Origin of the sequence: Microbacterium sp. (assembly GCF_017305435.1) — a bacterium.
In the GTDB taxonomy this organism is placed as follows: domain Bacteria; phylum Actinomycetota; class Actinomycetes; order Actinomycetales; family Microbacteriaceae; genus Microbacterium.
In genome coordinates this window covers 416,151-438,351 of the sequence record NZ_JAFKIP010000006.1, presented here as the reverse complement: position 1 = coordinate 438,351, position 22,201 = coordinate 416,151, and the positions used below count along the sequence as shown (strand labels likewise).

26 protein-coding genes are annotated in these 22,201 nt (G+C 69.2%); 16 read left to right on the top strand and 10 right to left on the bottom strand.

The window, feature by feature from the left end; all coding sequences use genetic code 11:
* From J0I43_RS12795 to J0I43_RS12775, 5 genes are read left to right on the top strand one after another with little or no spacing between them, the layout of a single operon-like run.
* A complete protein-coding gene (locus tag J0I43_RS12795) occupies window positions 1-1,404 on the top strand; it encodes a protocatechuate 4,5-dioxygenase subunit alpha/beta (protein WP_292864382.1) in 1,404 nt (467 codons plus the stop codon).
* Window positions 1,401-2,363, top strand: coding sequence for a Gfo/Idh/MocA family oxidoreductase (locus J0I43_RS12790; protein ID WP_292864380.1), 963 nt, complete (start codon window positions 1,401-1,403; stop codon window positions 2,361-2,363). Before J0I43_RS12795 ends, J0I43_RS12790 begins: the two co-directional genes overlap by 4 nt.
* Window positions 2,360-3,370 carry an aldo/keto reductase gene (locus J0I43_RS12785; protein ID WP_292864378.1) on the top strand — a complete coding sequence of 337 codons (1,011 nt, stop codon included), beginning with the start codon at window positions 2,360-2,362 and terminating at the stop codon, window positions 3,368-3,370. Before J0I43_RS12790 ends, J0I43_RS12785 begins: the two co-directional genes overlap by 4 nt.
* Window positions 3,367-4,065, top strand: a complete 699-nt coding sequence (locus tag J0I43_RS12780) for a substrate-binding domain-containing protein (RefSeq protein ID WP_292864375.1) — start codon at window positions 3,367-3,369, stop codon at window positions 4,063-4,065. Before J0I43_RS12785 ends, J0I43_RS12780 begins: the two co-directional genes overlap by 4 nt.
* Window positions 4,066-4,072: 7 nt before the next feature.
* On the top strand, window positions 4,073-4,297 hold the full coding sequence (locus J0I43_RS12775) for a hypothetical protein (RefSeq protein WP_292864372.1): 225 nt from the start codon (window positions 4,073-4,075) through the stop codon (window positions 4,295-4,297).
* Window positions 4,298-4,345: 48 nt separating this feature from the next.
* Here J0I43_RS12775 and J0I43_RS12770 read toward each other — a convergent pair whose 3' ends face one another.
* From J0I43_RS12770 to J0I43_RS12760, 3 genes are read right to left on the bottom strand one after another with little or no spacing between them, the layout of a single operon-like run.
* Window positions 4,346-4,768 (bottom strand): SIP domain-containing protein, encoded by a 423-nt coding sequence (locus J0I43_RS12770; RefSeq protein ID WP_292864369.1) that lies wholly within the window; start codon window positions 4,766-4,768, stop codon window positions 4,346-4,348.
* A 58-nt stretch (window positions 4,769-4,826) separates the two neighbouring features.
* Window positions 4,827-5,681: a PhzF family phenazine biosynthesis protein gene (locus J0I43_RS12765; RefSeq protein WP_292864366.1), complete on the bottom strand. Its 855-nt coding sequence runs from the start codon at window positions 5,679-5,681 to the stop codon at window positions 4,827-4,829.
* A complete protein-coding gene (locus J0I43_RS12760) occupies window positions 5,678-6,397 on the bottom strand; it encodes a TetR/AcrR family transcriptional regulator C-terminal domain-containing protein (RefSeq protein ID WP_292864364.1) in 720 nt (239 codons plus the stop codon). The genes J0I43_RS12765 and J0I43_RS12760 overlap by 4 nt, the downstream gene beginning before the upstream one ends.
* A gap of 111 nt (window positions 6,398-6,508) precedes the next feature.
* Between J0I43_RS12760 and J0I43_RS12755 the strand changes: the two genes are divergently transcribed.
* Together J0I43_RS12755 and J0I43_RS12750 are read left to right on the top strand one after the other, a co-directional pair.
* The gene (locus J0I43_RS12755; protein ID WP_292864361.1) at window positions 6,509-7,966 is read left to right on the top strand and encodes an MFS transporter; all 1,458 of its coding nucleotides are present in this window, start codon (window positions 6,509-6,511) and stop codon (window positions 7,964-7,966) included.
* A gap of 87 nt (window positions 7,967-8,053) precedes the next feature.
* A complete protein-coding gene (locus J0I43_RS12750) occupies window positions 8,054-9,268 on the top strand; it encodes a DUF3500 domain-containing protein (RefSeq protein WP_292864358.1) in 1,215 nt (404 codons plus the stop codon).
* Window positions 9,269-9,314: 46 nt separating this feature from the next.
* Here J0I43_RS12750 and J0I43_RS12745 read toward each other — a convergent pair whose 3' ends face one another.
* Window positions 9,315-9,938 (bottom strand): TetR/AcrR family transcriptional regulator, encoded by a 624-nt coding sequence (locus tag J0I43_RS12745; protein WP_292864355.1) that lies wholly within the window; start codon window positions 9,936-9,938, stop codon window positions 9,315-9,317.
* A gap of 94 nt (window positions 9,939-10,032) precedes the next feature.
* Between J0I43_RS12745 and J0I43_RS12740 the strand changes: the two genes are divergently transcribed.
* From J0I43_RS12740 to J0I43_RS12725, 4 genes are read left to right on the top strand one after another with little or no spacing between them, the layout of a single operon-like run.
* Window positions 10,033-11,319 (top strand): extracellular solute-binding protein, encoded by a 1,287-nt coding sequence (locus tag J0I43_RS12740; RefSeq protein ID WP_292864352.1) that lies wholly within the window; start codon window positions 10,033-10,035, stop codon window positions 11,317-11,319.
* A gap of 5 nt (window positions 11,320-11,324) precedes the next feature.
* Window positions 11,325-12,254, top strand: coding sequence for a carbohydrate ABC transporter permease (locus J0I43_RS12735; RefSeq protein ID WP_292864349.1), 930 nt, complete (start codon window positions 11,325-11,327; stop codon window positions 12,252-12,254).
* A gap of 1 nt (window position 12,255) precedes the next feature.
* Complete coding sequence (locus tag J0I43_RS12730; protein ID WP_292864346.1) at window positions 12,256-13,101, top strand: carbohydrate ABC transporter permease; 846 nt, start codon at window positions 12,256-12,258, stop codon at window positions 13,099-13,101.
* Window positions 13,102-13,123: 22 nt separating this feature from the next.
* On the top strand, window positions 13,124-14,305 hold the full coding sequence (locus J0I43_RS12725; protein WP_292864343.1) for a glycoside hydrolase family 1 protein: 1,182 nt from the start codon (window positions 13,124-13,126) through the stop codon (window positions 14,303-14,305).
* Window positions 14,306-14,330: 25 nt separating this feature from the next.
* Here the strand turns inward: J0I43_RS12725 and J0I43_RS12720 are convergent, their stop codons facing one another.
* The 3 genes from J0I43_RS12720 to J0I43_RS12710 all read right to left on the bottom strand — a co-directional run bounded on the left by J0I43_RS12720 (window position 14,331) and on the right by J0I43_RS12710 (window position 16,287).
* On the bottom strand, window positions 14,331-14,867 hold the full coding sequence (locus J0I43_RS12720; RefSeq protein ID WP_292864340.1) for a hypothetical protein: 537 nt from the start codon (window positions 14,865-14,867) through the stop codon (window positions 14,331-14,333).
* Window positions 14,864-15,277, bottom strand: a complete 414-nt coding sequence (locus tag J0I43_RS12715; RefSeq protein WP_292864337.1) for a DUF4383 domain-containing protein — start codon at window positions 15,275-15,277, stop codon at window positions 14,864-14,866. The genes J0I43_RS12720 and J0I43_RS12715 overlap by 4 nt, the downstream gene beginning before the upstream one ends.
* 92 nt (window positions 15,278-15,369) lie before the next feature.
* Window positions 15,370-16,287 (bottom strand): ROK family protein, encoded by a 918-nt coding sequence (locus J0I43_RS12710; protein ID WP_292864334.1) that lies wholly within the window; start codon window positions 16,285-16,287, stop codon window positions 15,370-15,372.
* A gap of 137 nt (window positions 16,288-16,424) precedes the next feature.
* Between J0I43_RS12710 and J0I43_RS12705 the strand changes: the two genes are divergently transcribed.
* Window positions 16,425-17,534: an acyl-CoA desaturase gene (locus J0I43_RS12705; protein ID WP_292864331.1), complete on the top strand. Its 1,110-nt coding sequence runs from the start codon at window positions 16,425-16,427 to the stop codon at window positions 17,532-17,534.
* A 39-nt stretch (window positions 17,535-17,573) separates the two neighbouring features.
* On the opposite strand, the gene J0I43_RS12700 is transcribed toward J0I43_RS12705, so the two are convergent.
* Entirely contained in the window at window positions 17,574-17,729 is a 156-nt protein-coding gene (locus tag J0I43_RS12700) for a hypothetical protein (RefSeq protein ID WP_292864328.1), read from the bottom strand.
* A gap of 138 nt (window positions 17,730-17,867) precedes the next feature.
* On the opposite strand from J0I43_RS12700, the gene J0I43_RS12695 reads away from it, so the two are divergent.
* Window positions 17,868-18,143 carry a hypothetical protein gene (locus J0I43_RS12695; RefSeq protein WP_292864325.1) on the top strand — a complete coding sequence of 92 codons (276 nt, stop codon included), beginning with the start codon at window positions 17,868-17,870 and terminating at the stop codon, window positions 18,141-18,143.
* A 5-nt stretch (window positions 18,144-18,148) separates the two neighbouring features.
* Window positions 18,149-18,475, top strand: coding sequence for an ATP-dependent DNA ligase (locus J0I43_RS12690; RefSeq protein ID WP_292864322.1), 327 nt, complete (start codon window positions 18,149-18,151; stop codon window positions 18,473-18,475).
* Window positions 18,476-18,481: 6 nt separating this feature from the next.
* Here J0I43_RS12690 and J0I43_RS12685 read toward each other — a convergent pair whose 3' ends face one another.
* Both J0I43_RS12685 and J0I43_RS12680 read right to left on the bottom strand, forming a co-directional pair.
* Window positions 18,482-18,832, bottom strand: coding sequence for a hypothetical protein (locus J0I43_RS12685; RefSeq protein ID WP_292864319.1), 351 nt, complete (start codon window positions 18,830-18,832; stop codon window positions 18,482-18,484).
* A 70-nt stretch (window positions 18,833-18,902) separates the two neighbouring features.
* Window positions 18,903-19,709 carry a DeoR/GlpR family DNA-binding transcription regulator gene (locus tag J0I43_RS12680; RefSeq protein WP_292864316.1) on the bottom strand — a complete coding sequence of 269 codons (807 nt, stop codon included), beginning with the start codon at window positions 19,707-19,709 and terminating at the stop codon, window positions 18,903-18,905.
* A 177-nt stretch (window positions 19,710-19,886) separates the two neighbouring features.
* Here J0I43_RS12680 and J0I43_RS12675 point away from each other — a divergent pair, with 177 nt between their 5' ends.
* Window positions 19,887-21,188 carry a sugar ABC transporter substrate-binding protein gene (locus tag J0I43_RS12675; protein ID WP_292864313.1) on the top strand — a complete coding sequence of 434 codons (1,302 nt, stop codon included), beginning with the start codon at window positions 19,887-19,889 and terminating at the stop codon, window positions 21,186-21,188.
* 82 nt (window positions 21,189-21,270) lie between these two features.
* Window positions 21,271-22,200, top strand: coding sequence for a carbohydrate ABC transporter permease (locus J0I43_RS12670; protein WP_292864310.1), 930 nt, complete (start codon window positions 21,271-21,273; stop codon window positions 22,198-22,200).
* Window position 22,201: the final 1 nt, after the last annotated feature.

Here is a 22,201-nt window from a genome sequence, read left to right as displayed (position 1 = left end):
ATGTCACTCGACAAGCCGTACAAGAAGGTCCCCGGTACGACGATCTTCGACGCCGATCAGGCGCGCAAGGGGTACCACCTCAACCAGTTCTCCATGTCGCTCATGAAGCCGGAGAACCGCGAGCGCTTCCTCGCGGATCAGGCCGCCTATCTCGACGAGTGGCCGCTGACCCCGCGGCAACGCCAGGCCGTCCTCGACATGGACCTCAACACGATGATCGCCGAGGGCGGCAACATCTACTTCCTCTCCAAGATCGGTGCGACGCACGGCCTCAGCTTCCAGCAGATGGCCGGCTCGATGACGGGGATGAGCGAGGCCGCGTACCGCGACATGATGATCGGCGGCGGGCGCCGGCCGGAGGGCAACCGCCTCAAGGACCTCGACGGCTGGACGCCTCCGTCGACCGAGAAGGCCGAGACGTACCGCGAGGATGCCCCGGCGCAGTTCACCTCGGCGCTGTTCACGTCGCACGTGCCTGCGATCGGCGCCGCGATGGATCTCGGCAAGACCGAGGAGCCGTACTGGAAGAAGGTCTTCGACGGCTACGAGTGGACGCGCGCGTGGGTGAAGGAGAACACGCCCGACGTCATCATCCTCGTGTACAACGACCACGCCACGGCGTTCGACTCCAACATCATCCCGACGTTCGTGCTCGGCACGGGAGCGCACTACCCGGTGGCCGACGAAGGCTACGGCCCGCGCCCGGTGCCCGACGTGAAGGGCTACCCCGAGCTCGCGGCGCACATCGCGCAGTCGGTCATCCAGGACGACTTCGACCTCACCCTGGTCAACGAGATGGTCGTCGATCACGGGCTGACGGTTCCGCTCTCGCTCGTGTTCGGCGACGTCGAGGAGTGGCCGTGCCGCGTCATCCCGCTGCCGGTCAACGTCGTGCAGTACCCCGTGCCGTCGGGGCGCCGCTGCTACGAGCTGGGCAAGGCGATCCGCCGCGCGCTCGACAAGTGGGAGGGCGAGCCGCTCAACGTGCAGATCTGGGGCACGGGTGGCATGAGCCACCAGCTGCAGGGTCCGCGCGCCGGGCTCATCAACGAGGAGTGGGACAACGCGTTCCTCGACCACCTCATCGCCGACCCGCTGGGCCTCACCGAGTGGTCGCACATGGAGTACGTCGATGAGGCAGGCTCCGAAGGCATCGAGCTCGTCGACTGGCTCATCGCCCGCGGCGCCATGGACGACCAGTTCCACGGCGGTGCGCCCGAGGTGAACCACCGGTTCTACCACGTGCCGGCATCCAACACCGCCGTCGGCCACCTCGTCATCTCCAACCCTGCCCGCGTCGGCTCCACCGCGGCCGCCGACGCCGTCGAGGAGGCCGTCGAGGAGGCGGACGACCACGCGCCGCTCACGGCCGAGGACGCGCTCCGGTCGGAGGTCCCCGCGTGAGCGGACCTGCGGGGAAGGTCCGCGTCGCCGTCGTCGGCGCCGCGGGTGCGTTCGGCATGAAGCACCTCGACGGCCTGGCGAACATCGAGGATGCCGAGGTCACGGTCGTCAGCGGCACGAAGCCCGAGGCGACGCAGGCCGTCGCCGAGCAGTACGGCGTGCCGCACGCCGTCGTGGGACTCGATGCCGTGCTCGAGCGCGACGACGTCGACGCCGTCATCCTCGCGACCCCGACGGGGCTGCACGCGTCGCAGACCCAGGCCGTCCTGGCCGCGGGCAAGCACGTGCAGGTGGAGATCCCGCTGGCCGATTCACTGGTGGATGCCGAGGCGACGCTCGCGGTGGCCGAGGCATCCGACCGCGTCGCGATGGTGGGGCACACGCGCCGGTTCAACCCGTCGCACCAGTACGTGCACAACCGCGTGCTCGCGGGTGAGTTCGCGGTGCAGCAGATGGACGTGCAGACGTACTTCTTCCGCCGCAGCAACACGAACGCCAAGGGCGAGGCGCGCTCCTGGACCGACCACCTGCTGTGGCATCACGCCGCCCACACGGTCGATCTGTTCGCGTACCAGACGGGGCGGATCGTGCAGGCGAACGCGATCCAGGGGCCGATCCACCCCGAGCTCGGCATCGCGATGGACATGTCGATCCAGCTGAAGGCCGAGACCGGCGCGATCTGCACGCTGTCGCTGTCGTTCAACAACGAGGGCCCGTTCGGCACGTTCTTCCGCTACATCGGCGACACCGCGACCTACATCGCGCGCTACGACGACCTCTACACGGGCGCCGACGAGCAGATCGACGTCTCGCGGGTCGCCGTGTCGATGAACGGCATCGAGCTGCAGGATCGTGAGTTCGTCTCGGCGATCCGGGAGGGGCGCGAGCCGAACTCGTCGCTGCGCCAGGTGATCGACTGCTACCGCGTTCTCGGCGCGTTGGAGGAACAGCTCGCGTGAGCCTGCCCCGGATGGGTCTCGGGTGCATGAACCTGAGCCACGCGTACGGCGTCGCCCCGTCGCCCGCGGAAGGGCTCGCGCTGCTGCGCGCGGCGCGAGACCTGGGTGTCGGCATGCTCGACACGGCGACGCTCTACGGCGGGGGCCGCAACGAGGAGCTCGTCGGGTCGGCTCTGCGCGCGATGCCGGGCTGGCGCGAGGAGATCGTCCTCGCGAGCAAAGGCGGCATGGCCCTCGAGAGTGGCGTGAAGGTGATCGACGGGCGCCCCGAGACGCTGCGCCGGCAGGTCGACGCGTCGCTGTCGCGCCTCGGCGTCGAGCACATCGACCTCTACTACCTGCACCGCTGGGACAAGCGTGTGCCCATCGCCGAGAGCGTGGGAGCCCTCGCCGACCTCGTCGCGGCCGGGAAGATCGGTGCGATCGGCCTGTCCGAGGTGTCCGTCGCGCGCCTGCGCGAAGCCCTCGAGGTCGCCCCCGTCGCCGCCCCCATTGTCGCGGTGCAGAACGAGTACTCGCTGTGGAGCCGCAACCCCGAGCTCGGCATGCTCGACGCCACGGCGGACCTCGGGATCGCCCTCGTCGCGTTCTCGCCCGTCGCGCGCGGCTTCCTCGCCGATGGGGTGACCGACCCGGCATCCCTCGTCGAAGGCGATATCCGCCGCGGGATGCCGCGTTTCCAGCCGGCGCACTGGCCCGCCAACGCGGCGCTCCTCCCGGCGTGGAACGCGCTCGCGGCCGAGGCGGGGTGCACGCCCGCCCAGCTCGCGCTCGCCTGGTTGCTGTCCCGCGGAGATCACGTCGTGCCGATCCCGGGGACGACGAGCGTCGCGCACCTGCAGGAGGACGTCGCCGCGCTGGATGTCGCCGTCCCGGCGGAGCTGCTCGCGCGTGCCGGCGCCCTGATCGACACCGCGACGGTCTCGGGGCCGCGCTATGCGCCCGGCCCGGCCGCCGAAGTCGACGCCGAGTCGTTCGATGGCGTCGTGCCCGAGGGGGACGCATGAGGGCGATCTCGTCGATGGCGACGCGCGCGCTCCTCGCCGACCTCGCGGCCGCGGCACACGCCGCCGGCGCGCCGTCGCTCGAGATCGAATCGGTGGGCGGGGTGGATGCCGAGGCGCGCGTCGCAGCGGGTGAGCCGGTCGACCTCGTCTTCCTCGCGTCCGGTGCGCTCGCGCGCCTCGCCCGAGACGGGCACGTGGACGCGTCGACGGTCACGCCGATCGCGCTCTCGCAGGTCGCCGTCGCGGTGCCGTCGGAGGGCGTCGACGCCGCGTCGTCGCCCACCGGTACGGCGTTCGACGACGCTTCGGGCCTCCGCGCCGCGCTCCGCGCCGCGGGGCGAGTGGGCTACTCGACGGGCCCCAGCGGCACCGCCCTCGTCGGGATGATCGAGGAGTGGGGGCTCACCGGCGAGCTCGGCGACCGGCTCGTGCAGGCGCGTCCCGGTATCCCGGTTGCCGCCTCCCTCGCCGCGGGAGACGTCGACCTCGGTTTCCAGCAGCTCAGTGAGCTCGTCGGCCAGCCCGGCATCCGCGTTCTCGGCGTGCTGCCGGCCGACTGCGCGATCGACACGACCTTCTCGGGCGCCGTCGCCACGGCATCCACCGACTCCGTCGCGGCGGAAAAAGTCCTCGCCCTCTTCGCGTCGGAGAAGATGACGCCCATCATCGAGCGGCACAGCTTCACCCTTGTCTGATCGGAACGTGATCGGAGAAGCCATGTGGTCTACGAGCGCCCTGCGTGTCCTCGCGATGGTCGGAGCGGTCATCTGCCTCATCGGCGTCGTCCTCGCCGTTCTGCTCGGCACCGGCCTCGCCGCGCGCGAGCCGGCCGCTGAGTGGCTCATCGTCGCCACGGCCGTCACGCTCGGCGTCGTCGTGACCGTCTTCGCTTCGGTGTCGCTCGCACGCAGACCGAAGACGACCTGAGCACGAGCTGTGCGAGGGACGTGCGGCGATCGCGTCGCGGGTCCCTCCTCAGTGCCCCTGCCCGTGCTCGTGCTGGTGGTGCAGATGCAGCCGATCGAGGCGATCGCCGAGACGGTCGTGCAGCCGGTCGAGGACGACGCTCGTCGTCCCGCCGATCCACATGACATACGGCGCTTCGTGGGCGTCCTGGGTCTCCGGCATCCACTCGGCGACCCAGGCGACGGCGGCACGCGCGGCCAGTTCGCCGCGGGGCTCGGCGCGCGTCGCCGAGTTGTTCACGAGCCAGGTGACGGTCATCCCCACGGGGGCCGGCAGCTCGGTGATCTGGAATGCCGTCGCGACCTCGATGAAGACCTGTCCGTACGCGTCCGAGGGAAGTCGGCTGAGGAGTCGGTCGAGGAAGGGCAGGTCGCCCGCATCGCCGGCGATCAGGAAGTGCGCGGGAACGCCACGGGAGGGGGAGGAGTCCATGACTCCGAGCTTACTTAGGCTTGCCTAACCTAACAAGCGTCATGCCCCTCGAGCGGAGTCACGTCAACTCGACGGCGTGCCCCGAGACGGTGATTCCGCCTGTGGTCGGAATGTCGACCGTGAGGATGCCGGGGCGCCCCACGTGCGCGCCCTGCCGGATCTCGACCCGCTCGGGAGCATCGACCGCACCCAGCTCGCGCAGGTAGGCGCCGACAGCCGCCGCGGCGGAGCCGGTCGCCGGGTCCTCGGTGATGCGACCGACGGGGAAGAGGTTCCGGGCGGCGAACGTGCGCGGCCCGACGCGATGCAGAACGGTGATCGTGGCGGGCCAGCCGCGGGCATCCATCAGTGCGCGCACGGCATCCGGCTCGAAGCGGAACGCGTCGAAGTCCTCGCCGTCGGCGACCGTGAGAACGGGGTGCGGGTTGCCCGCGTCGGCGATCCGCGGCGGCAAGGTCGCGTCGAGGTCGACGGGAGACAGCCCCAGCAGCTCGAGGATCGCGGCGAGGTCGGTCGGCTCGAGCGCGGTCACCGACGGCGCGACGCTCGTGAACGCCGCCCGCGCCCCGTCGGTATCGCGCGTGACGCGGATCTCCACCGGGCCGACGGGCGTCGCGAACACGACGGTGGATCCCGGTTCGGCGAGCCCGTGATCGGCGAGTGCGACTGCCGTCGCGACGGTCGCGTGGCCGCAGAAGGGCACCTCGGCGATGGGGGAGAAGTACCGGATCGCGAGGGCGCCGCCCGGAATCGCCCCCGTGACGAACGCGGTCTCGGCGTAATCCACCTCGGTCGCGATCGCCTGCATCTCGCGGTCGGAGAGGGCCGCGGCATCCAGGACGACGCCGGCGGGATTCCCGCCCTCCGTCGAGGTGCTGAAGGCGGTGTAGCGCAGGATGCGGGGGTCGCTCATGCACGCCCACCCTGCGCGCGGAGCTCGAGGCCGGCGAGGAGGAGGTCCAGTCCCGCGCGGAACTGGTCGCGGTCGTCGTGCCCGGCGAACTCGTCGACGATGTGATGGATGAACGGGTAGTCCGTCGCATCGAGCGCACGCCACTGCGCGGTCGCCCGCGCCATGTACTCGTCGCGGCTGACCTCGCCCGAGACCACCTCGGCGGGGGGCTCCTGGCCCATGTCGGCGGCGGTGCCGATGACGAAGCCGACGACGGCGGAGGTCGCGTGGAACCGCTCGCGCGCGGTGAGCGGCAGCCGCATCGTCTCCTCGCCGATCCGCTCGTACAGGCGCAGCGAGTTCGGCTGGGCGGCGGTGTTGCGCATCGCGTAGGCGCCGAGCCACGGTCGATCGACGATCGCGTCGAACATCGCCACGGCGATCGTCCGCAGGTCCGCGATCGGATCGTCGGTGCGGACATCGGCGACGGAGATCAGGACTCCTCCCAGCACGGAGTCCGCGGCGAGGTCGAGCAGCTCATCGCGCCCGGACACGTACCAGTACAGGCTCGCCGCGCCGCCGCCCAGGCGCGCGGCGAGGGCGCGCAGCGTGAGCCCCTGTGCGCCGTGCTCATCGAGGAGGGCGACCGCCTCGGCGAGCACGGCCGCGAGGGAGTGGGTCGCGCGAGAGCGCGATCCGCCCCGCGAGCGGGCGAGCGGGTGAGCGGGCTGGTTCACGGTTTCATCCCATCACAGCTGGCGTCGTGTTGCGCTTTCTCGAACACTGTTCTATCGTATAGAACGATGTTCGATGATCGAACGCCGTTCGAGACTTGAAAGGAGACACACATGAGCACTCAGACCGCGGCATCCCGCACAGTGACCCGCACGTACACTTCGATGAAGGCCGCATGGATGCCGCTCGCCGCGCTGTGCCTCGCCTTCTTCGTCGAGATGGTCGACAACACGCTGCTCTCGATCGCTCTGCCGACGATCGGCCGTGATCTGGGCGGCGACACGATGTCGCTGCAGTGGGTCACCGGCGCGTACTCGCTCACGTTCGGCGGCCTGCTGCTGACCGCCGGGTCCATCGCCGACCGATTCGGCCGACGTCGCGTCCTCCAGGTGGGGCTCGCCCTCTTCGGCATCCTGAGCCTAGGCGTCATCCTCGTCGGCTCGACCGTCGAGCTCATCGCGTTGCGCGCCGCCCTCGGCATCGCCGCGGCGGCGATGGCCCCCATCACCAACTCGCTCGTCTTCCGGCTGTTCGAGGACGACACGCTGCGCATGCGCGCCATCACCCTCATGATGGTGGTCGGCATGTCCGGCTTCGTGCTCGGTCCGCTCCTGGGCGGAACGGTGCTCGCGCACCTCCCCTGGCAGTGGCTGCTCATCGTCAATGCCCCGATCGCGCTCATCGCCTGCCTCGGCGTCCACTTCGGTGTGCCGGCGGATGCCGCGGACGGACTCACGAAGGATCGTCTCGACCTGCCCGGAGCCGCCCTGAGCATCCTCGCGATCGGGCTCGCCTGCTACGCGCTCACCGCGGGGGTGCAGTTCGGATGGGGCGCGCCGCTGACGATCGCGGTCATCGTCGGCGCCGTGGCATCCGTCATCGGCTTCATCGTGCGTGAGCGCCGCGCCGCGGCGCCCATGCTCGATCTCGCGCTGTTCCGCAGCGGAACCGTGCGCGGAGCGACGATCGCGCAGATCGGCACCTCGATCGCGATGGCCGGAGTCATGTTCGCGCTCGTGCTGCACTTCCAGTACGCGTGGGGATGGAGTCCGATGCTCGCGGGCCTCGCGAACCTGCCGCTGATCGCGACGATGCTCCTCGCGACGCCGCTCACGGAAGCGCTCGTGCGCCGCTGCGGCCAGCGCATCGCGTGCCTCGTGGGCGCGGCCCTCCTCGCGGCGGGGCTCGGCCTCATGGCGTGGGCGGTCGAGGTGAACTACCTCGCGATCGCCGTCGCCATGGTCGTCATGACGATCGGCCTGCGCACGGTCATGACGATCTGCGCCGTCGCCCTCGTCGGGGCGCTGCCCGAGAACCGCACCTCGATGGGGGCCGCGCTGAACGACACCGCGCAGGAGGTCGGCACGAGCCTCGGCACCGCCGTCGTCGGAACCCCCATCGCGGTCATGGTCACCACGGTGCTCCCGAACGGAGTGTGGTCGCCCGGCCTCGTCGCGTCGTACTTCCACGGCGAGCAGGTGCTGTTCACCGTTCTCGCGGTCGCGGTCGGAATCATCGCCGGTCTCGGCGCCGTCACGCTGACGAGCTCACGCGACGTCGACGAGCACTGAGGCGACGACGAGGGCGCCGCGTGCTTCATAGGAAGCACAGACGAGGCGCCGAGAGTCCGCCTCGACCGGAGACCTACCGTCGTGGACATGACCGACGACACGACCCGGCACACGCCCTCTTCACGCCCGCGGACGCGCACGACCGTCGCCTTCGGCGCCGCCCTGCTGCTCACCGCGGGTCTGAGCCTCGCCGGCTGCGCCACTACATCGGCATCCGTCTCGACCGTCACCCCATCCGCGACGGTCACGTCATCGACCACCGTCGCCGCGTCGACCGGCTCCACGACGGCATCCACCATCGCCGACACGACCGCGGCGGCGGAGGCGTTCCTCGCGACCCTCACCGACGAGCAGCGCCAGGCCGTGCTGTACGCGTACGACGACGAGACGAAGACGACGTCGTGGTCGAACTTCCCCGTGACGTTCGTGCAGCGCGCGGGCCTGAACCTGAGCGATCTCACCGACGAGCAGCAGACGGCGGCGCTCGCCGTGCTCGAGTCGCTGCTGAGCGACGAGGCGTATGCGACGGTCGTCGGCATCATGGGCGGTGACGAGTACCTGCACGAGAACAGCTCGAGCACCGAGTCCTCGCTCGGGCAGTACTACATCGCGTTCTTCGGCGACCCGTCCGATACGGATGCCTGGTCGGTGCAGTTCGGGGGGCACCACCTCGGTATCAACGCCGATCTGAACGGCACCGCGAACGCCATCACGTTCGCCCCGACGCACCTCGGCGTGCAGCCCGCCGTCTACACGAACGCCGACGGTCAGCAGGTGCAGCCGTTCGACGGCATCTACACCGATGCGTTCGCGTTCTTCGACAGCCTCACCGCCGAACAGCAGGCGACCCTGACCTCCGGTGAGGTCACGATGTGCGCCCCCGGGGACACGTGCGACTACCCGAGCGGCTCGGGTCTCACCGGCGCCGATCTCACGGCGGAGCAGCAGCAGCTGCTGCTCGCTCTCATCGCGAACTGGGCCGGCATGGCCGACGACGAGACCAATGCCGCGGCGCTCGCGAAGATCGAGGCGACCCTCGACGAGACCGTCATCGCCTGGTCCGGCGCGACCGTCTACGACATTTCCACCGGCGACGGGATCTCGTTCTCGATCTCGGGTCCGAACGTCTACATCGCCCTCCAGGCTCAGCAGGGCTCGGCGGGTGCCGATGTCGCGGGGGTCTCGACATCGGGCTGGGGCCACGTGCACACCATCTACCGCGACCCCACAGACGACTACGCGAACAGCGTCACCCAGCAGGCGGCGTCGGGGATGGGCGGCATGGGCGGCCCGGGCAACTGAGGCTGCGCCTGCGAAAGCCGGCCCGACCCGCCCGAACCGCGCCCGATCAGTCCGCCGGGTCGATCTCGAGCAGCCGGAGGAAGTCCTCGAACAGCCCGACCATGTCGACCTGCTCGGGGTCGAGCAGCCACTGCAGCTGCAGGCCGTCCATCATCGCGGTGACCAGCTGGCCGACGCGCTGCGGGTCGAGATCGGCCCGCAGGCGGCCCGCTTCCTGCAGCCGGGTGAAGGACTCGTCGTCCTGGTGGCGGATCTGCCGATAGCGCTCCTGGAAGGACTCGTGCGCCGGATGCTGCGGATCGGTCGCCTCGGCGGAGAGGACGACGTGGAGGGCCACGAGGCCGGGGGACTGCGCATTGCGCTCGACTTGCGTGCGCATGGTGTCCACGAACGTGGCGCCCGCCGCCTCGGCCTCCTCGCGGCGCACGCGGTCGAGTTCGTCTCGTTCGGCGATCGTCGCCGCGAGGAGGCCGACCTTCGATCCGAAGTGGTGCAGCAGACCCGCGTCCGAGATGCCGACGCGTCGCGCGACCTCGCGCAGTGAGGTGCCGCGGAACCCCTGTTCGCCGAAGACCTCGACGGCTGTCTCGAGGATCGCCTCGCGTCGTCGATCACCGCGCACGCGGCGCAGATCGACCTTGTCGGCCGGGGGAGTGTGGTTGCGATCCATGGTGCCCACAGTCTATGGTGAACAAACTAAGCGAGCAATCGCAAGGTTTGTTTGGCACTGGGGCGCAGCCCCGAACTCGACGAGGAGGAGACCCATGGGAATGGGGCGTAAAGCACTGGCGGTCGGCGCGATCGGCGTCATCGGACTGCTGACGTTGGCCGGCTGCGGCCGCGCTGACGATGCGGCGACGAGCGGCAGTGGTGCCGCCACGACGATCGATGACGGTCCGGCGACCGGTGAGATCACGATCTGGGCGATGGGCGAAGAAGGCGAGCACCTGAGCGACTTCTCGGCCGCCTTCACGAAGGACAACCCCGACGCGAAGGTCAGTGTGACGACGATCCCCTGGGCCGACGTCATGACGAAGTACCAGACGGCAGTCGCGGCGGGCACCGTGCCGGACGCCATCATGATCGGGTCCTCGTTCCTGCCCTCCATGGTCGCCGCGGGCGGCCTGGCCGCCGTCCCCGACGGCGTCGTCGACGAGAGCACGATGAACCCGACCGCCGCCGAGTCGGTCGTCGTCGACGGGGTCTCGTACGCCGTTCCGTGGTACGTCGAGACGCGCGTGCTCTACTACCGCAGCGACCTCGCCAAGGCCGCCGGCCTTGCGGCGCCGACGACGTGGGATGACCTGACCGCGTTCGCCAAGGGCTTCCAGTCCGCGGGGGCGACCTACGGCATCCAGTTGCCGATGGGGGATGCCGAGGACTCCACTCAGGTCATCATGCCGTTCTACGCGCAGGCGGGCGGCGCGGTGCTCAACGCCGCCGGCGATGCGTACGCGTGGGATCACGACGCCCTCGTGGACGCGCTGGAGTACTACGGCTCGTTCTTCACGGGTGGCCTCGCGCCGACGTCCGGCTACGGCGATTCGCAGACCGCGGCCTTCGTCGACGGATCGAACCCCGCATTCATCTCGGGACCGTGGATGGTCTCCGTGCTGGCGGACATGAAGGATGCCGACTGGGTCGCGCAGAACGTCGCCACCGTCCCGGTCCCGGCGGGCTCCGCGAACAACGACTCCTACCTCGGCGGCGGCCACCTCGGCGTCTTCAGCGACGCCAAGAACGCCGATGGCGCGTGGAAGTTCGTGCGCTGGCTGTCCGAGGCGAAGACCCAGCAGGCCTGGTTCGACGAGACGAGCGACCTCCCCGCCGTCAGCTCCGTGCTCAGCGGCAGCGCCTTCGCCGACGACCCGCGTCTCTCGGTGCTCAGCGACCAGCTCCAGAACACGTGGGCGCCGCCGTCCGTTCCCAGCTGGGACCAGCTCTCGGCGTTCATCGAGACCGAGGCGGAGAAGGTCGCGAACGGCGCGAGCGCCGAGGATGCGGCCTCCGCGATCGAGGCGAAGGCGGCCTCCCTCGGGACGGGCTGGTAACCCCGATGACCGTCGCCGCCGCTGGGCGGGCGAGAGCCGCCGCCTCGGGCTTCCGTGCCCAGCGGCGGCGCACCGCCCTCATCGCCTGGCTGTTCGCCGTGCCGTTCGTCGCGATCTTCGCGGTGTTCATGCTCGGCCCACTGCTCGGCTCGTTCGCGATGTCGTTCACCGACCTCGGCGTGAAGGACCTGCGTTCGCCCTTCGCCGTCAACTTCATCGCGTTCGACAACTTCGTCGCGCTCTTCCAGGACGAGCTCTTCCTCCGCTCGATCGTCAACACGTTCTACTTCGTCATCGTCGGCATCCCGCTGACGATGGCCGCCGGCCTCGTGCTCGCCGTCGCGCTCAACTCGGGCATCGACCGGTTCCGCGCGGTCTTCCGGGTCGGGTACTACACGCCGGTCGTGACCTCGATCGTCGCGGTCGCCGTCGTGTGGCGCTTCATCCTGCAGGACTCGGGCCTCATGAACACCGTGCTGGCCTGGGTCGGCATCGACGGGCCGGACTGGCTCAACGACCCGGTATGGGCGATGCCGTCGATCATCGCGATGGCGGTGTGGCGCAACATGGGGACGCTCATGATCATCTTCCTCGCGGGCCTGCAGGCGATCCCGCGGGAGCTGTACGAAGCCGCCGAGGTCGACGGAGCCGGCACCTGGCGCCGCTTCAGCGGCATCACACTGCCGCTCATGCGTCCGACGCTCCTGCTCGGCGCGGTGCTCCTCTCGGTCGGCTTCCTGCAGGTGTTCGAGGAGCCCTTCGTGATGACGCAGGGCGGCCCGCTGAACTCGACCCTCACGATCAGCTACTACGTCTACAGCCAGTTCGGCTACGGCGACTACTCGCTGGCATCCGCAGCCGCGTACGTGCTCTTCGCGTTCATCGCGGCGCTGTCGGCGGTGCAGTTCCGGCTGCTGCGTTCGAAGGACAACTGACATGACGACCATCACCCGTCCGCGCCGACGCATCGAATGGTCGCGCGGCGCGACCTACCTCGCCCTCACGATCGGGCTCATCCTGACCCTGATGCCCTTCATCTGGATGCTGCTGGGCAGCTTCAAGACGCAGGGCGAGCTCCTGCAGCGGCCGATCACGTGGTGGCCCGAGCAGGCCACGCTCGACAACTACTCGCGCTGGCTCACGCAGCTGGACTACGGACAGTTCTTCGTCAACTCCGTCGTGGTCGCCGTCGCGGTGGTCATCGGGAACATCGTGTTCTGCTCGATGGTCGCCTATGCGCTCGCCAAGCTCGACTTCCCGGGGAAGAAGGCGCTGTTCGGGCTCGTGCTGCTGACGCTGATGGTGCCGGGCGTCGTGACGCTCGTTCCGATGTTCGTCCTCGTGGCGAACATGGGGCTCGTGAACACCTACCCCGCGCTCATCCTGCCCTTCCTCGCGGGTCCGCTCGGCGTCTTCCTCATGCGGCAGTTCATCATGGGCGTCCCCGACGCGCTGCTGGAGGCGGCGCGCATCGACGGGGCGGGGGAGTTCCGCATCTTCACCCGCATCGTGCTGCCGCAGTGCGGACCGGCGATCGCGACCCTCGCGATCCTCACCTTCCTCGGCTCGTGGAACAACTTCCTCTGGCCGCTGGTGGTCGCGCAGACCGAGAAGATGTACACCCTCCCGGTCGCGCTCTCGCTCTATTCGGTCGGTTCCAACGGCACCTACTACGGCCTGCTCATGGCAGGTTCCGTGCTCGTCGTCACCCCGATCCTCATCCTGTTCCTGTTCCTCCAGCGCTACTTCGTGCAGGGGATCGCCATGACCGGGCTCAAGTGAGCTCAGACAAGGACCCGTTCTCATGACCCAGCTGACCTTCCCCGACGGATTCCTCTGGGGCGCGGCGACCGCCGGGCACCAGATCGAGGGGGGAAACGTCAACAGCGACTGGTGGCCGCGCGAAGTCGCGCCCGGCAGCGACATCCCCGAGCCTTCCGGGGATGCCGCGGACAGCTACCACCGCTATCGCGAGGACATCGCGCTGCTCGCCGCGTCCGGCTTGAACACCTACCGGTTCTCGCTCGAATGGTCACGCATCGAGCCGGCGGAGGGGATGGTCTCGCGCGCGGCGCTCGACCACTACCGCCGCGTCATCGACTGCTGCCACGAGTTCGGCGTGCAGCCCGCGATCACGATCTACCACTTCACGACGCCGCGGTGGTTCGCCGACGACGGAGGCTGGCGGAACCCGGCATCCGTCGAGCGATTCGCACGCTTCACCGAGATCGTGCTGCCGCTGCTCGACACGGCGTCGCACGTCTTCACGATCAACGAGCCGAACATCCTCGCGATGATCTTCGCGGGCAAGGAGGGCAACCAGCAGATCCAGGCGGGGGCCCTGCCCGACCCCGACCCCGTCGTCACGGGTCACATCATCGCGGCGCACCGCCGCGCCGTCGACCTCGTCCGCACGACGGGACGCCCCGTGGGGTGGCCGGTCGCGCCGCAGCAGTTCTACACCGATCCCGGCGACACCCGGGCCGCAGAGGTCATGCGCGCATACGCCTACCCGCGCGAGACGGTGTTCCTCGAGGCATCGCGCGGCGACGACTTCGTCGGCGTGCAGGCCTACACGCGCACCAGGATCACGGCGGACGGGCCGCTGCCCGCGCCCGACGACGTCGAGCAGACCCTCACCGGCTGGGAGTACTACCCGCCCGCGATCGCCGAGGCGGCGCGCCTGGCGCACGATGTCACGGGCCTCCCCGTCTTCGTCTCGGAGAACGGCATCGCGACGGCGGACGATCAGCGCCGCATCGACTACACACGCGGCGCGCTCGCCGCTCTGCACGCGGAGGTCGCACGCGGTCTGCCGCTCATCGGCTATCTGCACTGGTCGCTGCTGGACAACTACGAGTGGGGGTCGTACCGCCCGACGTTCGGCCTCATCGGCTGGGATCGTGAGACGTTCGAACGCCATCCCAAGCCCAGTCTGGCGTGGCTCGGCGAGGTCGCCAAGGCCAACGCCGTCGACACCGAGTGAGCGCGCGGACGCGCGCCCCGCGGCGTCAGTGGCCGTGGTGCGGGTCGATGACCGGCACCGTTCCGTCGCTGCGGAGCGTCGCGGCATCCTGAACCGCGCCGAGCGCGGGGGTCCCGAGGGCGGCGACGAGCGTCGCCGCGAGGAGGAGCGGGACGATGCGCACCGGAGAAGGGGCGGCGCGGCGGCGACTCTCGACGCCGCTCAGTGCGGCGCAGGCCAGCAGCAGCGCTCCCGCGGATGCCGCAGCGACGACGCTCGCGCGCCCTCCGGTCGTCGCGAGAAGAGCGCCGAGGTCGACGAGGGCGGCGATCATGCCGGCGATCGCGATGCGCGGCGCGACGATGCGTCCGCGGGCGAGGCACGCTCCGCCCCAGATCAGCGCCGCGACGCCGAGGCTCACCCCGGCGAACCCCGCGATCCGCGCGTCGAGAGCGCCGGTGACGATGCTCGCGGCGCCCATTCCCGCGAGGATGAGCCCTGCGCCCCACGCCGCGGGGGCGAGCCAGGAGCGGCGCCAGGACGCAGACCGCTCCGCCGCGACCGCCCCCGCGGCCGCACTCACGCGACGGCCCGCCGCGGCTGCTCGGCGCGCTCTGCGCCGAGACCGATCGCGAGCAGCACGATGGCCGAACCGAGGTGCAGGAAGTGGTCGGGCACGTTCAGGGCCAGGATGTTCGCCGGCGTGCCGACGAGGAAGAACCCGGCGATGCCGAGCAGCAGGTATGCCGCCCCCACCGTCGTGTTGACGGCCTTCGCCGGTCGGACACCGGCGATCCCGGCGATGAGCAGAGCCGCGCCGATCAGGAGGTGGGCGATGTTGTGCAGTGGGTTGACCGCGAAGATCCCGAGAAGCAGGCCTCCTTCGGTCGCGACGAATCCGACTCCCGACGTGACGGCGAAGCCGAGCAGGCCGACGAGGACGTAGACCGCGCCGAAGATCGTTCCGGCGAGGCGGTTCGGTGATGTGCGCATGGGGACCTCCCGTTCATGACGCGACGGTCTGCCGCGTCTGGAGGTGGTTCGTCTCGACGCCTGATTCGGATTGGCCCGACCGGTGACGCGTCTCAGAGGAGGTCGGCGCGGTGCACGAGCGCGGCGGCGCCGATGAGCGGTGCATCGCCGCCGAGGGCGGCGCGCTCGACGCGGAGCCGGGCCGCGTAGGCGTTGACGGATGCCGCGCGCACTCCCGCCGCGATGAGGTCCGTGTAGTCGTCGGCGACGAAGGAGAACCCGCCGCCGACGACCGCGAGTTCGAGATCGAGGAGTGTCGCCGCGTTCGACAGGCCGACGCCGATCGCGTGTGCGGAGCGGGCGACCGCGGCGACCGCGATCTCATCGCCCGCCCGATAGGCGGCGGCGAGCTCCTCGCCGGTCGTGCCGCTCCAGCCCTGCGCCCGGGCCCAGGCGACGATGTGCGGGCCCGAGGCCCGCTCTTCGACGGTGGATGCCGCGGCGTCGCCGTCGAGGTCGGCGACGACCAGCTGGCCGAGGTGGCCGGCGTTGCCCGAGCCGCCGGCGACGAGCCGGCCGTCCGAGACGATGCCGCCGCCGACCCCCGTCGAGACGACGAAGATGATCGCGTTGCGGACACCGCGCGCTGCACCCAGCCACGCCTCGGCGAGCGCGATGCAGGTGCCGTCGAGGCGCAGGTGCGCGGCATCCAGCCCGCTGGCCGCCCGCACCGCCGAGACGATGTCGAAGCCGTGCGCGGCGGGCAGGTTGATCGGTGCGATCGTGCCGGCCGAGATGTCGACGGGTCCCGCCGATCCGATTCCGGCAGCCGCGACCTCACCCCAGCGCGGATGCGTGCGGCAGGCGGCGATCACGGCCTCGAGTGCGTCGGCCAGGACGGTGACGTCGGATGCCGCGGCCGCACCGGTCGGCGCGCGGTGGCGGGACCCCTCGATCAGGGAACCGTCCTCGTCGACGAGGGCGGCTTCCACCTTGGTGCCGCCGAGATCGATCGCAAGCGCGAGAGTCATGTGAAGGTTCTCCGAGTCTGCCGGGACATGCCCATCGGGGCATGCGTCTCAGCGTAGTGTCGGCCTCAGCGATCGGCATCCGCCTGTGGCTTCCCCGATCGGGTCGCTCCGACCCGTCACCCGCCAGGAGCCGCCGCATGAGCGCAACCGTCTCACCGCCGTCGACACTCGGACCCGTGCGTCGCACGTACGCGACCAGCGAGACCTTCCCGCCGGTCGCCCGTGCGTACACCCAGGTCTCGCAGGTCGTGAAGGAGCTCGGGCTCCTGCAGCGCGCTCCGGTCTTCTACGCCGTCGTCGGCGCGGCACTGGCACTCGCTTTCGGGGGATGCGTGGCGGGCTTCATCCTGCTCGGAGACAGCTGGTTCCAGCTCCTGATCGCGGCGGCCCTCGGCATCGTGTTCACGCAGGTCGCGTTCCTCGCGCACGAGGCCGCGCACCGTCAGATCCTCGGGTCGGGCCCCGCGAACGACCGACTCGCCCGCGTGCTGGCGGCGGGTGCCGTGGGCATCAGCTACTCGTGGTGGGACTCGAAGCACTCCCGCCACCATGCCAACCCGAACCGCGTCGGCAAGGATCCCGACATCGAGGTCGACACGATCTCGTTCCTCGAGGAGGATGCAGCACAGGCGCGGGGCATCCGCCGGATGATCACGCGGCGTCAGGGGTGGCTGTTCTTCCCGCTGTTGACGCTGGAAGGACTGAACCTCCACGTCCTCGGCATCCGTCACCTGCTCTCCCGGGAGCCGGTGCGCGGCCGCGGGATCGAGCTCGGTCTGATCGCCGCCCGCATCGCCCTCGTGCTCGTGCCGGTCTTCCTGCTGCTGCCGCTCGGCATGGCGTTCGCGTTCATGGGCGTCCAGCTCGCCGTCTTCGGCGTGTACATGGGCGCGTCGTTCGCGCCGAACCACAAGGGCATGCCCGTCATCGCCGAGGGAGCACGCCTCGACTTCTTCACCAAGCAGGTACGCACCTCTCGCAACATCCGTGGCGGCTGGTGGGCGACGTGGCTGATGGGCGGGCTCAACTACCAGGTGGAGCACCACCTGTTCCCGAGCATGGCGCGCCCGCACCTGTCGCGCGCCCGGACGGTCGTGCGCGAATTCTGCGAGACGCACGGCGTGCCCTATACCGAGACGAGCCTCCTGCGCTCCTACGCGATCGTGATCGACTACCTCAATCGCGTCGGGCTGGCCGCGCGCGACCCGTTCGACTGCCCGATGGTCGGCCAGTACCGCCGCGCCTGACCCCGGCCTCGGCGAGCTCGCCGACGTCAGGCGCCGACGTCAGGCGTTGCGCTTCACGACCCTCAGAAGCCACGCGATGATCGCGATGATGAGGATCACCAGCCCGATCCACAGGAGGAACTTCGCCGCCTCGACGAAGACGCCGAGGAGGATCAGGACGATGGCGACGACGAGGAGGATGATCGCAAGTGTCATGCGTCTATCGTCCTCCCGATCGGGTGTCCATGGCAGGGCTTGACAGGCGCGATCACGTCTGTCAAGCCCCTGCGCCGCCGCCGCGGCATCCGCTTGTCTGGATGCCACGGACCGACATCGACATCGCGAGGCGTAGCCATGAAAGACATCCTGATCGAGGGTCATCGCATCCTGACCACCGACGACATCGCTGACGCCGTGCTCTCGTACGCGCGCGTGCTGCGCGATCGGGGCGGCAGTGACATCGTGGAGTTCCCGAGCATCCACGACGGCAACCCCACGCTCTGCTCCTTGCTGCTCGGCGGCGGGGGCGTGATGGCCGTCGTCGACGCGCCGATCGCGCTGTCGGCGCCGGTCGGCGGGGCCGAGCTCGCCTACGACGAGATCACTCGTCGCGCCGAGGCGTTACGGTAGGAGGCGTGGGCAGGTTCAATTACGACGGTAGCGTCAAGGTCGATTTCGACGACCGGCTGCTGGCGCACCTCCAGGTCGTCATCACCCAGAAGCTGCGCCGCGGCGAACCCTTCCCGTTCACGTGGCGCAACGACGCGAGCCTCGGCGACGGGCGCACCACGGTGTGGTTGCACCCGAACGCCTCCCTCGTCTACAAGTACAGCGGGAGCCGCCAGCCGTCGCTCAACCGCGCGTGGCTCGAAGCCCTGACGCACGCCGCCAACTCGACGGCGGGGCTGTACGTGGTGCCCGAGCCCGAAGGTGCGCACACCGGCGAGGTCCTGACCGGCTGAGCGCCTTTACGGGGCGACCTCGACGGTCTGCGGGGCGTCGTCGGGCTCGCCCTCGTCCTCGATGTGTTCGGCCACCAGGGTGATCCCTCCCGAGGAGTTCGCGGACTGCGCGAGCTCCTCGATCCACTCGCGGCTGAGCTCGGACGGTTCCGGATCGTCGAACACGAAGCGCAGCGGGATCGACGGATGCAGCCAGATCGTGCTGCGCCCGCGGGGCTCGTCATCCAGATGACGCCACGACACGGTGAAGCTCTCGCTGCGGCGCAGCTTCGTCGCGATCACGACCTTGAGATGCGCAAGCGCACGGTCCTCGATGTGGATCGGGGTCGCCGACCCGCCGTAATAGATGGTTCCCACGGAAGAGATTGTAAGTCGGGATGCCGGGGGCGCGAACACCGCATTCGTCGCGCGCCGCTGCGACCATCGGTCAGGGCGTCGTGACCGTCACGTCGGCCTCTGCGAGAGCCGCGGCGAGATCCGGCGGCGGAGGCGCATCCGTGATCAGATAGTCGGCTTCATCCAGCGGCGCGACCTGCGCGAACAGGCGCCGGCCGAGCTTGCTCGAGTCCGCAAGGATCGCGGTGCGCTCCGCACGCTGGATCATCTCGGCCATCATCGTCGCGTCGCCGAGGTTGCTCGTCGAATAGCCCGATGCGTCCACGGCTCCCACGGCGACGAGGGCGAGGTCGCAGCGGATGTCGACTTCGCGGCCCCCGGCGGTCATCGTGAAGGTGACGGGGCCGGTGGTCGCCTGCGTGATGGTTCGCACCGCGCCGCCGAAGACGTACAGATCGCGGAAGGCCGAGGGGGAGACCTCCGCGGGGATGCGCAGATTGTTGGTGGCGATCGTGAGGTCGCGATGACCGCGCAGAGCGCGAGCGACCGCGAGTGTGGTGGTGCCCGCGTTCAGCATGATCACGGCGCCGTCGTCGACCATCTCGGCCGCGAGCCGAGCGATCTTCTCCTTCTCGTCGACCTGCACCTGCAGGCGGACGTCGATGCCCTTGTCACGCATCCCGCCTTCGACCGTGCTGACGGCGCCGCCGTGGGTGCGTATGAGCGCGCCCTCGCGGTGCAGCTGGTCGAGATCGCGTCGTACGGTGTCGATCGACACTCCGAAATGCTCGGCGAGATCGGTCACGGTCACCTGACCGCGTTCAGCGACGTGCGCCGCCAGATCGGCCTTTCGCCCCGCCGGCAGTCGCCGGTTTCGCATCGACTCTGAAGAGCTCATGCCACATATCTAGCACACATCTGTGCCGTTTCGGAGCCTAAAACAGCAGATAACGGCATCCAAGAGCACGAAAGTGTAACGAAGCCTTGACTACACGGCAGATACATGCAAAATTGTGCTCAAAGCCGCACGAATCTGCACATCTGCGAGCGGCCCTGAACTCAAAGAGGAGAAATGATGACCAGAGCAGGTCGAGGGGTCCGCAGGGCCCGTGCACTCGTCGGCGCAGCGACCGCCGCCGCAGCGCTGCTGGTGGTGACCGGGTGCTCCGGCGGATCGACGGGCGGGTCGTCCGGCGATGCCGGCGGAGACGTGACGATCGAGTTCGCGCAATGGTGGGAGCCCGAGCTGCCCGATGGTCAGTTCCGTGCCCTCATCGACACGTTCGAAGAGGAGAACCCCGGGATCACCGTCAACCTGGTGAGCGGCCCGTACGCGTCCACCAAGGAGCAGCTGTTCGCCGGAGCGGCCTCGGGCACCATGCCGGACGTCGTCGGGCTCGATGGCGCGTGGGTCAACGACTTCGCCTCTCAGGGCGTGATCGCGAACCTCACCGACCTGATGAAGGATGCCGGCTATGACGACAGCCAGCTGGCGAGCCAGATCCAGGTCGACGGCAGCACCTACATGATCCCCGTCGTCAACTTCGTGTACCCGATGTTCACCAATGACGACCTCCTCGCGAAGGCGGGAGTCAGCGCGCCGCCGTCGACGCGGACGGAGTTCGCCGACGCGGCCAAGAAGGTCAAGGCCCTCGGCGGCGACGTGTCCGGCTGGGTCCTGCCGCTTTCGCTCGAAGCCCCCAACGGCGTGCAGAACGACGTCATGTCCTGGGTCTGGGCGTCCGGCGGCTCGATGCTGAAGGACGGCAATCCCGACCTCACCAACAAGGACGTGGCCTCCGCCACGGACTACATCCAGGGCCTCTGGAACGACGGCGTGATCGCTCCGGGATCGTTCACCATGAAGGAGCAGGACAAGGTCGAGGAGTTCACGAACGGCCGCGTCGGCATGATGATCGACTCGCTCGCGCACATCAACCTCATCCGCGAGTCCAACCCCGACCTGAAGTTCTCGATCTCGGCCATTCCCGCCGAGGACGGGTACACCGGTGAGCGGGGCATCCCCTATGCCTCCTGGGGCATCGGGGTCGCGGAGAACTCGGCGCACAAGGATGCCGCCTTCAAACTCGTGCAGTTCCTGATGAGCGAGAAGGTCAACTCGGAGCTCTCCACCATGGCGAAGGCCTTCCCGGGGAACACCGCCTCGACCCCGGACTTCTCCGACAGCGACGAGCTCTTCGAGAAGGCGTTCGAGATCTACAAGGCCGGCTACCCGGCCAACGAGTTCACCGGACTTCCCGTCGCCGAGGACCTGATGCGTCAGCTCGGCGAGCAGCTCCAGTCGGCGCTCGACGGCCAGCAATCGATGGACGATGCGCTGACCAAGGCGCAGGCCTCGTGGGAAGTCGAATTCTGATCCGACCCACCGACTCCCGGGTGCCGCGCCGAGCGGTGCGGCACCCGGGCACCACCGGGAAGCCAAGGAGCCCCGCAGTCCCATGACACTCAAATCGCCCGTCACGCTCGACACGGAGGTGCTCGTCACCGGTGTCGCGCCGTCGAAGCGCCGCCGCCAGTTGCGCCGCACGGCCGAGTCCTACGCGTTCCTCTCACCGACCCTCATCCTCCTTTTCGTCCTGATGATCGTGCCGATCGTGATGGTGATCGGCTACTCGTTCCAGGACAACGCCATCCTCAAGAAGTCGTCGACATTCGTCGGCGTCGACAACTACATCGCGATCCTGACCAATCCAGGGTTCTGGAACGCCACGTCCAACACGGTGGTCTTCACCGTCGTGAGTGTCGTCGCCCACCTGATCCTCGGCCTCGGGTTCGCCCTCATGCTGAACAGCCCGCTCATCGGCGCCGTCCCGCGGGCGATCTTCCGCGGCCTGTATGTGCTGCCCTGGCTGTTCACCGTCGCGGTGATCGCCGTGCTGTGGCGCATGCTGCTCGCCCCCAACGGCGTGATCAACTTCCTGCTCAACTCGAACATCGAGTGGTTGGCGTCCCCGCAGCTCGCCCTCGGGACCGTCACGTTCATCAACATCTGGGCGGGCTACCCGTTCTTCATGGTCAGCCTGCTGGCCGGACTCCAAGGCATCCCCAGCGATCTCTACGAGGCGGCGACGGTCGACGGGGCCGGCAGCGTGCAGCGGTTCTGGAACGTGACGGTGCCCCAGCTGCGCCCCATCATCGTCAGCCTCGTCCTCCTCGATCTCATCTGGACGTCGCAGCAGTTCGCGCTCATCTGGATGACGACGGGCGGCGGGCCGATCAACGTCACCGAGGTGCTGAGCACCTTCACCTACAAGCTCGCCTTCGCGAAGTACGACTTCTCGCTCGCGGCGACGTCCGCGGTGCTCGTGCTGCTCATGTCGATGGTCCTGGCCGTGTTCTACGTGCGTCATCAGAAGGCGAGGGACTGAG

Coding starts and splice junctions, on each gene's coding strand:
- J0I43_RS12730 (WP_292864346.1), top strand. CDS start 12,256: ATGACGACCATCACCCGTCCGCGCCGACGCATCGAATGGTCGCGCGGC.
- J0I43_RS12670 (WP_292864310.1), top strand. CDS start 21,271: ATGACACTCAAATCGCCCGTCACGCTCGACACGGAGGTGCTCGTCACC.
- J0I43_RS12705 (WP_292864331.1), top strand. CDS start 16,425: ATGAGCGCAACCGTCTCACCGCCGTCGACACTCGGACCCGTGCGTCGC.
- J0I43_RS12765 (WP_292864366.1), bottom strand. CDS start 5,681: ATGAGCGACCCCCGCATCCTGCGCTACACCGCCTTCAGCACCTCGACG.
- J0I43_RS12710 (WP_292864334.1), bottom strand. CDS start 16,287: ATGACTCTCGCGCTTGCGATCGATCTCGGCGGCACCAAGGTGGAAGCC.
- J0I43_RS12750 (WP_292864358.1), top strand. CDS start 8,054: ATGACCGACGACACGACCCGGCACACGCCCTCTTCACGCCCGCGGACG.
- J0I43_RS12780 (WP_292864375.1), top strand. CDS start 3,367: ATGAGGGCGATCTCGTCGATGGCGACGCGCGCGCTCCTCGCCGACCTC.
- J0I43_RS12725 (WP_292864343.1), top strand. CDS start 13,124: ATGACCCAGCTGACCTTCCCCGACGGATTCCTCTGGGGCGCGGCGACC.
- J0I43_RS12795 (WP_292864382.1), top strand. CDS start 1: ATGTCACTCGACAAGCCGTACAAGAAGGTCCCCGGTACGACGATCTTC.
- J0I43_RS12680 (WP_292864316.1), bottom strand. CDS start 19,709: ATGAGCTCTTCAGAGTCGATGCGAAACCGGCGACTGCCGGCGGGGCGA.
- J0I43_RS12695 (WP_292864325.1), top strand. CDS start 17,868: ATGAAAGACATCCTGATCGAGGGTCATCGCATCCTGACCACCGACGAC.
- J0I43_RS12770 (WP_292864369.1), bottom strand. CDS start 4,768: ATGGACTCCTCCCCCTCCCGTGGCGTTCCCGCGCACTTCCTGATCGCC.
- J0I43_RS12715 (WP_292864337.1), bottom strand. CDS start 15,277: ATGCGCACATCACCGAACCGCCTCGCCGGAACGATCTTCGGCGCGGTC.
- J0I43_RS12675 (WP_292864313.1), top strand. CDS start 19,887: ATGACCAGAGCAGGTCGAGGGGTCCGCAGGGCCCGTGCACTCGTCGGC.
- J0I43_RS12745 (WP_292864355.1), bottom strand. CDS start 9,938: ATGGATCGCAACCACACTCCCCCGGCCGACAAGGTCGATCTGCGCCGC.
- J0I43_RS12740 (WP_292864352.1), top strand. CDS start 10,033: ATGGGAATGGGGCGTAAAGCACTGGCGGTCGGCGCGATCGGCGTCATC.
- J0I43_RS12735 (WP_292864349.1), top strand. CDS start 11,325: ATGACCGTCGCCGCCGCTGGGCGGGCGAGAGCCGCCGCCTCGGGCTTC.
- J0I43_RS12700 (WP_292864328.1), bottom strand. CDS start 17,729: ATGACACTTGCGATCATCCTCCTCGTCGTCGCCATCGTCCTGATCCTC.
- J0I43_RS12755 (WP_292864361.1), top strand. CDS start 6,509: ATGAGCACTCAGACCGCGGCATCCCGCACAGTGACCCGCACGTACACT.